The sequence below is a fragment of the Roseofilum reptotaenium CS-1145 genome (genome assembly GCF_028330985.1).
GTDB classification, from domain to species: domain Bacteria; phylum Cyanobacteriota; class Cyanobacteriia; order Cyanobacteriales; family Desertifilaceae; genus Roseofilum; species Roseofilum reptotaenium.
The window spans coordinates 1-14,172 of record NZ_JAQMUE010000051.1; the positions used below are offsets into that span (position 1 = coordinate 1).

Annotated in this window: 9 protein-coding genes; 6 read left to right on the forward strand and 3 right to left on the reverse strand. The window is 43.2% G+C overall.

Features of this window, described 5'->3' with window-relative positions; genetic code table 11:
* From PN466_RS08315 to PN466_RS08325, 3 genes are all read left to right on the forward strand, one after another.
* Positions 1-893 (forward strand): RNA polymerase subunit sigma-70 (locus PN466_RS08315; RefSeq protein WP_271938606.1); only part of this gene is annotated, 893 nt, incomplete at its 5' end.
* A gap of 27 nt (positions 894-920) precedes the next feature.
* Positions 921-2,015, forward strand: coding sequence for an AAA family ATPase (locus PN466_RS08320; protein ID WP_271938607.1), 1,095 nt, complete (start codon positions 921-923; stop codon positions 2,013-2,015).
* 10 nt (positions 2,016-2,025) lie between these two features.
* Complete coding sequence (locus PN466_RS08325; RefSeq protein ID WP_271938608.1) at positions 2,026-2,412, forward strand: DUF3226 domain-containing protein; 387 nt, start codon at positions 2,026-2,028, stop codon at positions 2,410-2,412.
* A 25-nt stretch (positions 2,413-2,437) separates the two neighbouring features.
* On the opposite strand, the gene PN466_RS08330 is transcribed toward PN466_RS08325, so the two are convergent.
* On the reverse strand, positions 2,438-3,481 hold the full coding sequence (locus PN466_RS08330; RefSeq protein ID WP_271938610.1) for a polysaccharide pyruvyl transferase family protein: 1,044 nt from the start codon (positions 3,479-3,481) through the stop codon (positions 2,438-2,440).
* 89 nt (positions 3,482-3,570) lie between these two features.
* Positions 3,571-4,857, reverse strand: coding sequence for an ABC transporter substrate-binding protein (locus PN466_RS08335; protein WP_271938650.1), 1,287 nt, complete (start codon positions 4,855-4,857; stop codon positions 3,571-3,573).
* Between the two features lie 252 nt (positions 4,858-5,109).
* Between PN466_RS08335 and pilM the strand changes: the two genes are divergently transcribed.
* Genes pilM through PN466_RS08350 form a run of 3 tightly spaced genes read left to right on the forward strand, consistent with a single transcriptional unit; the run spans position 5,110 to position 7,754 of the window.
* Positions 5,110-6,222 (forward strand): type IV pilus assembly protein PilM, encoded by a 1,113-nt coding sequence (pilM, locus tag PN466_RS08340; RefSeq protein WP_271938611.1) that lies wholly within the window; start codon positions 5,110-5,112, stop codon positions 6,220-6,222.
* Between the two features lie 12 nt (positions 6,223-6,234).
* Positions 6,235-7,029 carry a PilN domain-containing protein gene (locus PN466_RS08345; RefSeq protein WP_271938612.1) on the forward strand — a complete coding sequence of 265 codons (795 nt, stop codon included), beginning with the start codon at positions 6,235-6,237 and terminating at the stop codon, positions 7,027-7,029.
* Positions 7,029-7,754 (forward strand): hypothetical protein, encoded by a 726-nt coding sequence (locus PN466_RS08350; RefSeq protein ID WP_271938613.1) that lies wholly within the window; start codon positions 7,029-7,031, stop codon positions 7,752-7,754. The genes PN466_RS08345 and PN466_RS08350 overlap by 1 nt, the downstream gene beginning before the upstream one ends.
* A 39-nt stretch (positions 7,755-7,793) precedes the next feature.
* On the opposite strand, the gene PN466_RS08355 is transcribed toward PN466_RS08350, so the two are convergent.
* Complete coding sequence (locus PN466_RS08355; RefSeq protein ID WP_271938614.1) at positions 7,794-13,985, reverse strand: PAS domain S-box protein; 6,192 nt, start codon at positions 13,983-13,985, stop codon at positions 7,794-7,796.
* Between the last annotated feature and the right edge of the window lie 187 nt (positions 13,986-14,172).

Genomic DNA, 14,172 nt, shown 5'->3' on the forward strand with positions numbered 1-14,172 from the left:
ATCGCGCGATCGCCCACTCCCTGCATATCGAAACCTCCACCGTTCGCAAGCATATCGAAAACCTCTGTCGCGCTTTTGGCATTGATAGTGAGTTTCCCGACGATCGCACCTCGAAACGCCCGGAATTAATTGCCCTGTTTCATCAATACCAACCCGACTGGGTGACAACGCCCCAGATTTCATCTAACTCTAGCCCTTATCCACTCTGCAACCGAGAGGTTTATATCCTTGTCGATCAAAGTGGTTCCATGGTGCGGAAAGATGCAGATACTGGGAAGCAAACTCGATATGAATACTTAGCAGAAATTGTCGAAGGACATTGTGCGGCTATTTTAGCGTATCGTCAGGAAGAGCAAGGGATCTGCGATCGCCTCACTCTCCACTTTTTCAGTCGTCAGCGCACTCCTCCCTCCCCAATCTCCATCACCGATCCATCCAATATTCACAAACTCTTTATCGAAAATCAACCCAAAACCAAAACCTTTATTACACCCACCCTCGAACACTCCATTAATAGCTGGATCTCTCAACCCCATCCTATCCCTAACGGAGCCTTTTTTATCATCTATACCGATGGTCAATTTGACGATGAAGAGCGATTTATCGAACATCTGAAAACCCTCTGCCAGCATATCGATCACCACAGTCAAGCAAAAGTAATCGTTTTAGGCTTAGGAGAAGACATTAATATTGAACATTTTCTCACCCTAGACTTCAACTTAAATCAAACTATGGCAGCTAATATTTTCGTCTTTGACTTAATCAACGAAGTCGATGATATTATCGAACTCCTCTCGCGCCAACTCACAGAAACACCCCACCTCGCCTTTCCCGAATGGGTAAAAATCTGCTATCCCCAGGTGGTTGAACAAGCCCTATCGATTAAAAAGTAATCTGAATATAAGCTTATAGAGGTTTTTATGGATCAAGAACAAAGGATCAGAATACAAAATTTTCGTTGCTTCAAAGACTTGGAAGTTAAAGGATTTAAGAGAGTCAATTTGATCGGCGGTCAAAATAATATTGGTAAAACCACATTATTAGAAGCTTTATCCCTTTACTTTCATCCTAATCCATCAAGCATTTCTTGTCTAAAAGAAGTCAGGAAAGAATCTGATGAGGAGCTAACAAAGCGCCCAAAAGATGCTTGGAAAAATCTGTTTCATGGAGAAAATGACACGGATAGTATATTTCTTGATGGATGTTTCAATGGTGACAATCAAAACATAGTTATTTCGGTTCGCGATGCAATCCAAATAGGTGTTTTTGAAACTTTTTTTGAAGATATTGAAGGTACAAACATTGCAAAAAAAATGGTCAGTTTACTTCAAGAAACTAACCCTAAATCAACGCTCGAAATACAACGAATTCATAACAAATACCAGCCATCGAAAAGATATATAGTTGCCAATACTAGAGGATTATTTTCACCGGATTTTAATCATCAAGAACCTATTCCGTTTCTTTCTTCATATTATTATCTGTCAAATGAACAGATTGCTCGGAAATATGACCGAATTGATTTTGATGGGAAAGGTAAAGAAGTCTTGCAACTACTGCAAACCCTTGATGAATCGATTGAAGGTTTACGCACCTATTCCCATATTGAGCCAACCTTGTATGTGCAAACGAAAACGCAAAAAAGAGGATTACCGATTACTTTGTTTGGGGATGCGATATATCGGACAACTGTGATTGCCTTGGAATTACTCAGTCAAGAAAACCCTGTTTTATTTATAGATGAAATTGAAAACGGGATTCATCACACCAATCAACAAAAGGTTTGGCAAGCTTTGTTTCATTTGTCGAACCAGTTAAATACTATGATTTTTGCTACGACTCACAGTTTAGAAATGATTCAAGCGTTTAAGCAAGCAGGAGATGAATTTCCAGATCGAGGTGCTTATATTGAATTGGCTCACGATCCGAGAACAGATAATATTGTCGCAATTACTAGAGATACAGATGTTTTAGAATATGAGCTAGAACGGAATAAACCGGTGAGAGGAGAATAGTCACATTATCATGGGTAATCTGTTAATTGTTGAAAGTAAAAATGATAAAATTTTTATCGAAAAGTTAATTGATATCATGAACCTCAACCGGATTCAGGTTGATAACCCGATCTCTATTGATGACTATGAATGTTTAGAAGGACTTGATGAAAAAAAGTTAGTTAAGGCTCTTAATAGTTTATCCAATAGTGTAAAAAAACGTCAAATTGACAAAGCAGGAATTATCATCGATCGAGACGATTTTACAGAAGTAGAACGCTTACGGTTTGTGGAAGGATGTGTTGATGAGGTTTTTAAAAAAATCGATCCACTCGATAAAGTTAGCGATTTAATTCCAGTCGAAACCGATAATCAAAATTTTAGATCCCTGGAAAAAGTTTTTGAAATTGTTTGCTGATTGAGTGGGATTAAAAGCTATCGATTTATACTTTTTCTAAACAGTTTTTTGCCTGTTCTGATTCATGGGAGATAAATTGAGCAGGTCGAACATATTGATTCAAGATTCGCTCTATTCGATCTAGTCCAATTTCTTCCATGAAATCAACCCTTCTCTCCTCAACCAGCAAATTCGTTTTTTCTATGTAGTTTCCAATTTTAGAGCCAACTCTATCAATGCCTATATTAGGAACACCTAAAATGTCAGCTAAAATAATCGAATGCAACCGATTTCCGAAATGAAAATCCATGGTACTGAGAATCTCGATAAACTCTTCTGGCTCTTCCCAGGAATGTAATTGATAGTTCTGCTGGGGCAGATATTTCTTTAACCGTTCATGGAATTGATTATCATTTCTTTCTGTTCCCACATGACCGGGGAGTAAATGAATCACTGAATTGTATTTTTCAATTACAGGTAAAAGTTGATTCGCATAAAACTCTCCTCTACCCTCTCCCCACCAAAATTTACCAGAAAATGAAATGTTTTGAAGTTTATTATTGGTTTTAGATTGAATATAATTGTGGTAAATATTTAAATCAATAAACGCTAAATCTCCACCTAGGGAAATCGCCTCTTTGTTTTCAAAGTAATTAGAGGCTATATCATACGATGACCGATCGCGCAGATACAAAAGAGATGATTTTTGGAAAATATCATAGCTTTCCTCTTGGACTTCCGCATCAACAGCTTCTAAACCAATTCCCAGAAAGCCAAACTTTTTCCCCATGAGTCTAGATAAGAACTGGATTCTCAACAAATTCGTTGGACGATCTCGAATATTAAGCGTCCCCCCTCCCCAAAAAATTCGATCGCTCTTGAGAATTAAGAGAAGTTTTTGTAACTTCGATAACTTTTCCTCACAATAAAAAGTAACTTTTTCACTGTTTTTAGGGTAATACTCTTCTTTGCAGAGAATGAAGATATTAACGACATCAGATCGACGGGAAAAATAGTTGCTGAGTTGCTTGACAAATAAATCATCTCCAATATTCCTCTGTCCATAATATCCCATCAGCAAAATATTCATGGATTTTCCTCGGTAAACTTTGTAGGATTATTATATCCCATCTTAAGAGAACTCTTTTGTTCGCCGACTGTCACTCTGAGAGCCAATGATTAAAAACTCATACTATTCCAGGTTTCTGCGGCATCTGATATTGCTCGATCGACTGTTTTTTCATCTAACATAGCGGCTTGTAGGTTGTCGTAAATGGCTCCTTTTAATTCAGTTAATCCTTTCATCGCGGGAATCAAAACTTCTGCCGAGTCTAATTGTTGGGAGCTGATTAAGCGGGCAATTTCTACGGGAGTGGACTGGGGAGTTGATTTGAGTTCGCTTTGATACTCTTGTACGGATTCTATGGTAGAGGGCAAGACATTGGCTGCTTGGATAAAGGCCAGTTGGTTTTCAGGGTTGGTGACGAAGAGGGCAAATTTGAGGGCGTTTTCGGGTTGATCGGTTTGACGAGGGATGACTACGTTCATGACGGCAACGTTGATTTTACCGGTATTTCCGGTGATTTGGGGAGAACTTTGGGTGACTTCGGCAATAGTGGGAGCGTTGGTGGAGATCGCATTCATAAATTCTGGGCCAGAGAATAATAGTGCCACTTCGCCAGCTTGGTATAATTCAATGGCTCGCCGATGTCCCTGGGTTAGCACTTCCCTGGGTAACCAGCCTTTTTGGTATAAATCAACCCAATATTGAAAGGCGGCTTTACCTTCTGGGGTATTAAACGCAGCTTTGCCTTCCTCATCCACTAACGTCACCCCCATTTGTACCATGGACTCTAGGACTTCCGAGGAATCTTCAGGGACAAAGGTGACAAAAAAGGCGAATTTCCCAGTTTTTTCTTTCACCTGTTGGGCGACTTGTGCCAATTCGGCATAAGTTTTCGGAGGCTCCGTAATGCCCGCTGCCTGTAAAATGGATTGATTATGTAGAGTGATGCGGGTAGTGAGATACCAAGGTAAACCGAACGTCATCTCGTTGAGGGTATTGGCTTTCCAAATACCCGGTAAATAGAGAGAGCGATCGCCCTCACTAATACGCTCCTCCAGGGGCAACCATGCTTGACGAGCCGCCAACGTAGAAGCAAAATTGGGATTCAGATTCACTACATCTGGAGCCGTTTGTGCTGCCACAGCCGTTAAAATTTTACTCTCCATGGCTGCCCAAGGTACATCCACCCAACGAATCGTTATTCCTGGATTTTCAGCCTCAAACTCGGCAATCAAATCATTGAAATAATCCGTAAACTTAGGTTGTAATTGCATCGTCCAAAACTCCACTTCCCCGGAAGCAGAATCCTTGGGTTGGGGTGTGCTACAACTAATCAGCCAAGTCAGACAAAAGGCGATCGCCATCCATACCCAAAACGACTTGCGACGAAGAGAAAACATCATACACCAACCTAAATAGGAGAAGCTCTAATTATCAAGCATCCAAGCTCAATAATCAATTGACCGATACATTAAGCCACAATTTAAGCTATAACAGGAATATTACAAACCTCTTCTTGAATCAAGAGGCGATCGCCCGACTCCAGATTAGGTTCAGGACTGTTGACTAAATGTTTAGATCATCAACTATGTACAGCTTAGTCTAAGTCTGTCATAGTTGGTCTAAAGTTTTTCAGAACGGAAGCTACTGCTGTGAATCTTCTTGACAACCTCAAAGGTTTATTATCTAAACGGCCAAAAGGGATTGGAGTTGAACTGACTCCAGAACAGATTAATATTGTTCAAGTCCTGAAAAAGGGTCAAGCATACAAACTTCAATCCTTCCACTCCATAGAAGTGCCAGAAGGTATCTATGAAGATGGACAGATTTTAGATGCTCCCGCGATGGCAGAACTGATTCAAAGCTGTCTAGAGGAAAATAAAATTACCGTAAAAAATGCCGCTTCTGCGGTATCTGGACGAGAAGCAGTAACCCGCCTGATCCCTGTCCCGGCTGAGTTAGATGATAATGAACTGCGGGAAATGGTACTAAACCAGGAAGCCGGATTATACCTGCCTTTCCCGCGAGAAGAAGCAGATGTAGATTACCAGAAACTCGATCTGATGGTCGATGATGATGGTATTGAAAAAGTCCGGGTTTTATTAGTAGCGACGCGCAAAGAGGTCACCGATAATTATATTAATACCTTTGAACAGGCTGGGTTACGTCTGGATGTCTTAGAAATTAGTAGCTTTTCTCTGATTCGTACCATTCGCGAAGAATTGCGACACTTTGCCCTAGGGGAAGCTGTGGCGATCGCTAATATAGAATTTGAAGGCACAGAAATTGCGATCGTTGTTGATGGAGTACCCCAATTTTCCCGTACCGTTCCCATCGGCACCAGCCAGATCCAAAATGCCCTCTGTCAAGCGATGAACCTGCCCCCATCCCGGAACCCCGAAATTCTCCAAGGAATGACCATTCCCCTAACTCCCGTAGATAGTGTACAAACCGGTATGACTGGCTCCAACCCTGGCGCGGCTGCTATGGTAAGAGTATTGGGAGAATTGGCCGATGAACTGCGCCGATCCATTGACTTTTATGTAAACCAAGGGGAAAACCAAGAAGTCGCCCAACTCCTGCTCGCCGGGAGTGGGGCGGGGATTGGTCAATTAGATGAATTTTTAACTCAAAGGCTCAGTGTTCCCACATCCCAAGTCGATCCCATTGAAGCCCTGTCGTTGGAAATAGACCAGGAAATCCCCCCTGCCCAACGGCCTGGATTGGGTATCGCCTTGGGCCTAGGCTTACGATATGTGATATAGAGGAAAACACCCATGTATGGACTCGATATTAATTTTCTTAAGGATAGACCTGGATATTTAGAGACTCCCGCAACCAACCCAAAAGGAGGGGGAGGCAGTAGCGCTAGTCCCACGAATGCAATTCCCATTATCGCCGGTTTGGTTGTAGGAGCAGCCGCTGTGGGTGGAACCTTGGGGGTGAAACTATTCGTTATTGACCCGCAAAATGCCGATCTGCAAGCTCAATTAGATGGGATTAACGCTAATATTGAACAACAAGAAGCGAAAACCCAGGAAATTGGGTCAATACAAACCCAAACTGAGGCGATCCGCGCCCAAACCCTGGCCCTGGCAACAGTGTTTAACCAGATTAAACCCTGGTCAGCTCTGCTGCAAGAAATCCGCGATCGCGCTCCGGCAAGCATTCAGATTAGTAGTGTTGAACAAATTGAGTTACAATTTCCTGACCCCAATGCCTCTCCAGAAACCCCAGACGTAACCCTGAATGTCAAAGGGCTACAAATTCAGGGAAGTGCCCGCAGCTATGATGATGTCAATGATTTCATGCTGCTGCTGAAAAACTCCGATTTTTTAGCTGGCGACAAAACTAAACTTCTTCGTGCGAACCTTCAAGCGAACAATACTCAAGTTGAAGTGCCAGAAGGTAGTGATTTAGAAGTTAGCCTGCCAGATGTGGTGGCCTTTAACATTGAAACACCCCTATCCGACAAAGGGGCATCAGAATTAATGGCCCAACTGGAAAGTAAAGGAGCAATTGGCTTAGTTAGTCGGATTGAAACATTAAGAGAAAAGGGGATTTTAGAATAATGACACTAGCAGGAGATTTAGGAACAGTTGGGGCTGAAGACGAAGGTAAAGGCGGCAGTCCAATTAATCTATTTATTGGTATTGGCATTGGTGTAGTGGGTTTAGGAATAGCGGCATTTTTAGCCTATAGCCAAGTCCTGCCGGCCATGGAGAAAAATAAGGAACTGCAAGCCGAGGTTAATGATAAACAAATTCAGGTTAGACAAGAGCAAGAATTGCAAAATCAGCTTCTGGCAGCCCAAGAAGATCAAGAACTAGCCAAGCAACAAAGCCAAGATGTGACGACCTTATTTGCAGATGATGCCGCCCTGGATACTCTACTGCTCGATATTAACCGTATTCTTAAGGAGCGGGGGGTGGAGTTAATGCAGTTTGAGCCAGATTCTCAAGGCATACAATTAGTAGAAGATGGCTCCTTGGGGACAGAAGTTGATAGTAAGCTCAGAAGCCAGGGTTACCGCCTCCAATTTTCGGGAACCTTCGATCAGACTCGTTTGGTATTACTCAATCTTGAGCGCCTGCAACCTTTGTTAGTGGTAGATTCTATGAGAGTCACGGTTGATCCATCTTCCCAAGAGGTATTGTATCAAGGGGGGAATTTAGTGGCCCAGAATGCACCTAAACTCATGACAGAAATGGAAATCAAGGCTCTACTTCCTGCCGAACTCCCACCACCACCGCCACCGGAAGCTGAAGCTGAAGCTGAAGCTGCTCCTGAAGGTTAAAATGCACACTATGCTATAAGGGAGAAAATTGTTTCTCTCCTATAGCATGGCGCGTAGATCTTCAAATAAGCGGTGAGCTTCTTCAATTTCAAAGTCTTCGAGTCGCTCTTCAAGTCGGTAAATTTTCGGTTCTAAGGGCGTATCGATCGCCTCCTGTTTCAAATCATCGACTAACGAGATCGCCTCAATCAAATCAGTATCGAGTAAATCGAGAATCTGACTAATTAACTGGGCAATGCGCTCCTGGTTCCACTGCTTCTGCTCCTCGACAGTATCTGGTAAATGTTTAATACCCTCTAATACCTGATCTAAGGCTTCGAGTAATCCCATCCGATCAGCTTGTAACTGTTCAACATTGATAGGATCTAACTTTAACCTCTCTTCGACCTTCACTGCCCAGACATATACTTGATTAGCTCCAATATTACCCGCTGCTCCTTTTAAACCATGAACCTGCTCTTGTGCGGATAACCACTCTTGGCGGCTGATTGTCCCCTTGAAATGTAAGCCAAAGTCCTGGTAGTGCTGATCAAATAACTTCAGTAATCCTTGATACCCTTGCCAGTTTCCTTGCATACGGGATAAACCGGCTTCTACATTAATCCCTGGTACAGAGGGATAAACGGGTTTATCCTTCTCCTGCTGGGCTATATGCTCTACTTGCTGTTGACTCTCCTCCGGTGTGGTATACATTCCCGGAGCAATCCAGCGCAGGAGAGCTGAGTATAAGGCTTCGGGATTCACGGGTTTTGCGACATGATCATTCATACCTGCGGCTAAACTTTTAGCCCGATCGCCATCCATAGCATGGGCAGTCATCGCCACAATCGGCACCGTCGCAAACCGTTCTGTTTCTAAATTCCCTTCCTCTGCCATAGCGCGAATCTCTCTAGTGGCGGTTAATCCGTCAACTTCAGGCATCCGAATATCCATCAAAATCAGATCAAAAGCGTGCGATCGCACTTTCGAGATTGCCTCTTTACCATTGATCGCCCACTCGACCTTCAGCCCCACACTCTGCAACAGTTCCCGTGCAATTAACGCATTCACCTCATTATCTTCGACCAACAAAATCTGAGCGCCCTGGATCTGTTTGAGTTGTTTATCCAAAGCAGAAGAGGAAGCGATCGATAGATTTTGATTAAAAGGGATGTTGTACCCTAAAACCAAAAGAATCGTCTCCAATAATTGCGAGCGATTAATGGGTTTGGTGACCAACACCTTCGGGTCTAACCAGGGAGCCGTTTCTAGAATACGCTCTTCCGTATGAGCGGTCACCATTAACATGTGGGCAATACCCGCCAAAAGGGGATCGGCTTTGATCCGTCTTAAGGTTTCCAAACCATTCATGTTGGGCATATAAGCATCAATTAAGACTAGATTAAATGGAGCTAAGTCCCTTGCTGCTTCTAAAGAGGCGATCGCTTCCCCTCCAGAACCCACTGCCATTGCTTCCAAGCCAAAAGAATGTAAGATCTTCACAAGCATCTCCCTAGAGAAGGGATGATCGTCAACTACTAAAGCCTTTGAACCAGCTAAATTAGGAATCTCTAGGGATTGAGAGTAATCCCCTAAAGCACACAGATACGGAAATTCCAATTCAAAGGAAAAGGTCGTCCCTTGATTAACCTCACTTTTCACCTCAATCATACCTCCCATCAATGTCACCAGACGTTTGCAAATCGCTAATCCTAACCCAGTTCCCTGATACTTGCGACTAATGGACGCATCAGCTTGAGTAAAGGCTTCAAACAAGGTATCAAGCTGATCTGAGGTTAAACCAATACCGGTATCATTGACTTCAAATTTAAGTTTGACCAACCTTTCCGTTAAGGCCAAGGTCTCAATGCTAATCATCACACAGCCTTTTTCCGTAAATTTTACTGCATTACTGGTAAAATTAATCAAGACTTGGCTCAACCGAAGAACATCTCCTATCACATAACTGGGGACATTACTATCAACCTCAAACAACAGATCCAAACCCTTTTCTTTTGTCTTAAATGAAAACAGATTATACAAGTTATCTAAAATCGATTCTAACTGAAACGGGGCATATTCTAACTGCATTTTCCCCGCTTCAATCTTAGAGAAATCCAAGATATCATTGAGGATAGACAACAAGGAATGAGCAGAACTCTGAATCTTTTTCAGATAGTCTTTTTGCTCCTCATTTAAATCCGTTTTCAGAATCAAATGAGTCAGCCCTAAAACTCCATTCATAGGGGTGCGAATCTCATGACTCATCAAAGCTAAAAATTCACTTTTGGCACGATTAGCATATTCGGCAGCTTCTTTAGCTTCTTGTAGTTCTTGTTCCGCTAATTTGTGTTTGGTAATGTCTACAGACATGCCAATCATGCGGATGGGTTGTCCCTCTTGATCGCACACCACTGTAGCATTCACTTGAAACCAATGCCAGAATGGATTGATAAGATTAGGATCGGCACAGACTCGATGTTCAATTTGGAAAGAACTTCTTTCCTCAGTCGCCTTTTGATTGGCGTACTTGAGCCTCTCAACATCATCAGGATGAATCAGGGCGAGGGATCGATCGTAGTCCATTTCTACCGGCATATCTTGATTAAGAGTGGAAGAAAAATATATGCTCTTCGTTCGTAAATCTTGTTGCCAGGCGATCGCCCCAGAGACCTCTAATGCTAACAATAATTGGGTTTCCCTTTCTTGTAAGGCTAGTTCAGCTAGTTTCCGAGCGGTGATATCAAAGCGAATGGTTAAATATTGAAAGGCTTTACCTTGGCCATTAATGAAGGGCACAATAGTGCTCGATACCCAATATAATTGGCCATTTTTAGCACGATTACAAATTTCTCCGTTCCAAATTTTCCCCTGGCTAATGGTACCCCACAGATATTGGAAAAAGGCTGTGTCATGGTAACCTGAGTTAATGACCCGATGGGTTTTGCCGATCAGCTCCTGTTGTGAGTAACCTGATAGGGAACAGAATTCCTCATTGACATAAGTAATGATTCCTTGAGCATCAGTAATGGCTACAAGGGCGGATTGATCTAGGGCTTCCTTAAAAGTCGATAACTCAGCAATCAGCTCTTGTCGTTCTAGCTCGGCTTGTTTGCGGGCTGTAATCTCTCGGAAAATTCCCTGAATCAAGGTTTCTCCTTCGATGGTAATGACAGAAGTTGAAACATCAACAGGGATGAGATCTCCAGTTTCAGATTCGCACTCTATATCCAATAATTGATCAATGTCCTGATTGGCGATCGCCTCAAATGCCTCTTCCATCTCTGATAATGCCTCTGGTGGAAACACATCACTCCAGTGCATGTCACAGAAGGTTTCCCGACTATAACCAAATAATTGTTGTGCCTTAATATTGACTTCCTGAATTTTACCCTGTCGATCCGTTAAGACAATAGCATCACCGGCTCCATCCATCAGCGCTCGATAGCGAGCTTCCCGATCCTTCAAGGCAGCAGTGCGCTCAATTACTTTATTTTCCAGTTGCTGATTGAGTTCTTCGAGCAGGCGACTGGCTCGTTGGCGTTCGAGTTCTGCCCCTGCACGCGCTGCAAATACTCTGAGGATCTGTTCTGCCCATTGGGGATTTTGCAGAGGTTGGGTATCTAAAATACAAAGGCTACCGATCGCTTCTCCCTGAGCATTATAGATGGCAATTCCCAAATAGCTTTCAGCACCTAGCACTCCTAAATCGGGATCGTCAGGAAAATGTTCCTTCACAGCATTAATACAAACATAAACTCCCCGATCAAGAGCTTGTTCACAAGGAGTATTCGCGATCGGGTAACTAAATTGGGTGTGCCATTGACCTTTCCCCCAAAAGGCTAAAGTAGAAAGCCGATTGCCAACAATTTCTGACACTAGAGCATAGGAAACATTGAGGGCTTCACTAATATACTTAACTAAGGCAGGAAAAAAATTGTCTCCTGTGGTTGCTGCGGTTCCAACCACCAGATTATCTAACGCTCTTTGGGCTTGTTTTCGTTGGGTAATATCTTGCATCAGCCCCAACACATGGGTTGTCCCTTCTTCACTCTGGAGTAAAGAGGTCGAGATAGCAATTACTCGTTTCGATCCATCTTTATGTTCAATTTCCCATTCTTCCGCCATCAGGTTATGTCCGTCTCGCATTCGCTCCATCCGGGCGATCGCCTGCTGTTGAATCTCTGGGTCAGGATATAAACTCTGATACCAGCCTAATCGATTGACTTCCTCTAAACTATAGCCAGTAATCCGTTCTATTTGCTGATTCCAGACAGTAAATCGCACATAGGGAAATACGTCTATGTTATGACAGACACATAACCCTTCCGCCATTTGATCTAAAATTTGCCCAGAAAAACGGTTTTCTTGTTCTACACGCAATTCGGCTGATTTGCGATCGCTAATATCAATGATACTACCGACATAACCCATCACTTCACCCGTATGATCTCGCTCAACCACCGATTGTCCATACACCCAGATTATACGTCCATCGGCACGTTGCAGGCGGTACTCTAACTGACAAGGGCTATGGTTTTCCATAGCTTGTGTCCAAACATCTCTCACCCGGGGACGATCCTCTGGATGTATCACATATACCCATTGATCTCCCAAAGCTTGCTCTAGGGAAACTCCCGTCAGGGCAGACCATTTACTATTGACATAAATACACTTGCCGGATTGATCCGTGCGAAAAATACCCACAGGAATTGCTTCTGCTAGACTCGCGTAGCGTTGCTCACTTTCGCGCAGACGATTTTGGGCTTCTTCTTTCTGCCGAAGTTCTTGTTGTAGCTTTTCATGGGTGGTTGCCTGTTGAATGGCAATCTCCAATTGCACTGCTAAAGTTTGCAATAGCTTCACTTCCGACGGTTTCCATTGCCGGGGTTGCAGACTTTCGCTGACATTCAGCCAACCCCACAATTCACGGCTACAACAATATAGAGGGATGAGGATTTGCGATCGGATCTGCAAATCTCTCAACTGTTGGCGATAACACTCTGGAATGGAGATCATCTCAATATCAGCGATCGCTCCAATATCTTCGGGATCATAAGACTGATTGATTTGTTCTGGACAACAGCCCAACATCCTCTCTCCCAAGTGAGAGGATTGTCCTCGATCAATCGATTCAGCGACTACTAGCACTTCCCCATGGGGTTGCAAGTGCCAAATCTGCACCCGATCTGACTCCAGTAAGGGTCTAACCTGTTCCACCGTCGTTTGCAAAATGGTTTCTAAACTCAGAGAAGAGCGAATCTGAGCGGCAACATCGGCAATTAACTTTTCCCGCTCTAATTCAGCATTCCGAGCTTCGAGTAAGGCTATCCTCTGTGCTTCAAGGTGCATGACTTCTTGTTCTAAATCGTCAGCTAATTTATACAGTTCTAGAGGATCGAGCGCTTCCAATAGATTCGTTTCTGTGATAATCCCACAGAGTTTTCCTTCAGAAGAGGTGACGACGACACGCCGAATCGAATACTTCTGCATCAATTGCTGAACAGACAATAGGGAGTCTCCTGGTTGCACGGTAAACACGGGATAACTCATCACTTTCTCGGCGATCGCCCGTTCTAAATCGACTCCCAAAGCATGAAATTGCACCAAATCATGCTCCGTGATAATGCCGACAGGAAATCCTTGCTCGGCAATCACCACACAACTAATCGAATGCTTGGCCATCACTTGGGCTATATGCAAGAGGGAATCTTGGGGACTCGAGCAAATTACCTTCTGTGTCATTACTTCTTGTACCAGACACAAGCGCAATAAATCTATGGGTCCAGATCGTTGCCTCAGACTCTCATCTGTTACCAATCCAACCAAGTTCTCTTGAGGGTCAACAATCGGTAGATGGCGAATGTGATGCTCTTTGAGTAAATTAATCCCGCCACATAAATCCATGAACTCTTCCTCTTTCAAGGTAATCACTGGATGGGTCATCACTGCTCCTAGGGTGAGTTGGTCTAGGGGTTGCTCTTGAGCTAATAGGCGCACTAGATCTTGTTCTGTGATAATGCCGATAACTTTTTTCTTTGATGTGATAATAACACAACTAGAAACCGATTGAATATACGGATTCTCCGCAACTCTCTGGTTGCCTTGAGTCAAGTTACAATTACTATGAACAGTACTCATTTTAGCGATCGCTTCCTTCACCAAAGTATCGGTTGATGCGACCAGAGGTTTCCGGACAATAGCACGGTAACCCTCACCTCGTTTAGTCAGGATTGTCGGATTAAAAAACATGGCTCATATCAATTAAAAATTAAAAAAATTAAAAATTAAAAATGGCTCTGGGTCGGGGCCAGTTGACCCACTGCGAGGCTAATACAGGATCGCGAGTCGTCCTATCTCTGCTCTCATAGACTAACTGAACCCAGTCAATAGTGCCATACGAGGAAACTTTATCATTCAGTACAAGTCCCTCGTAATA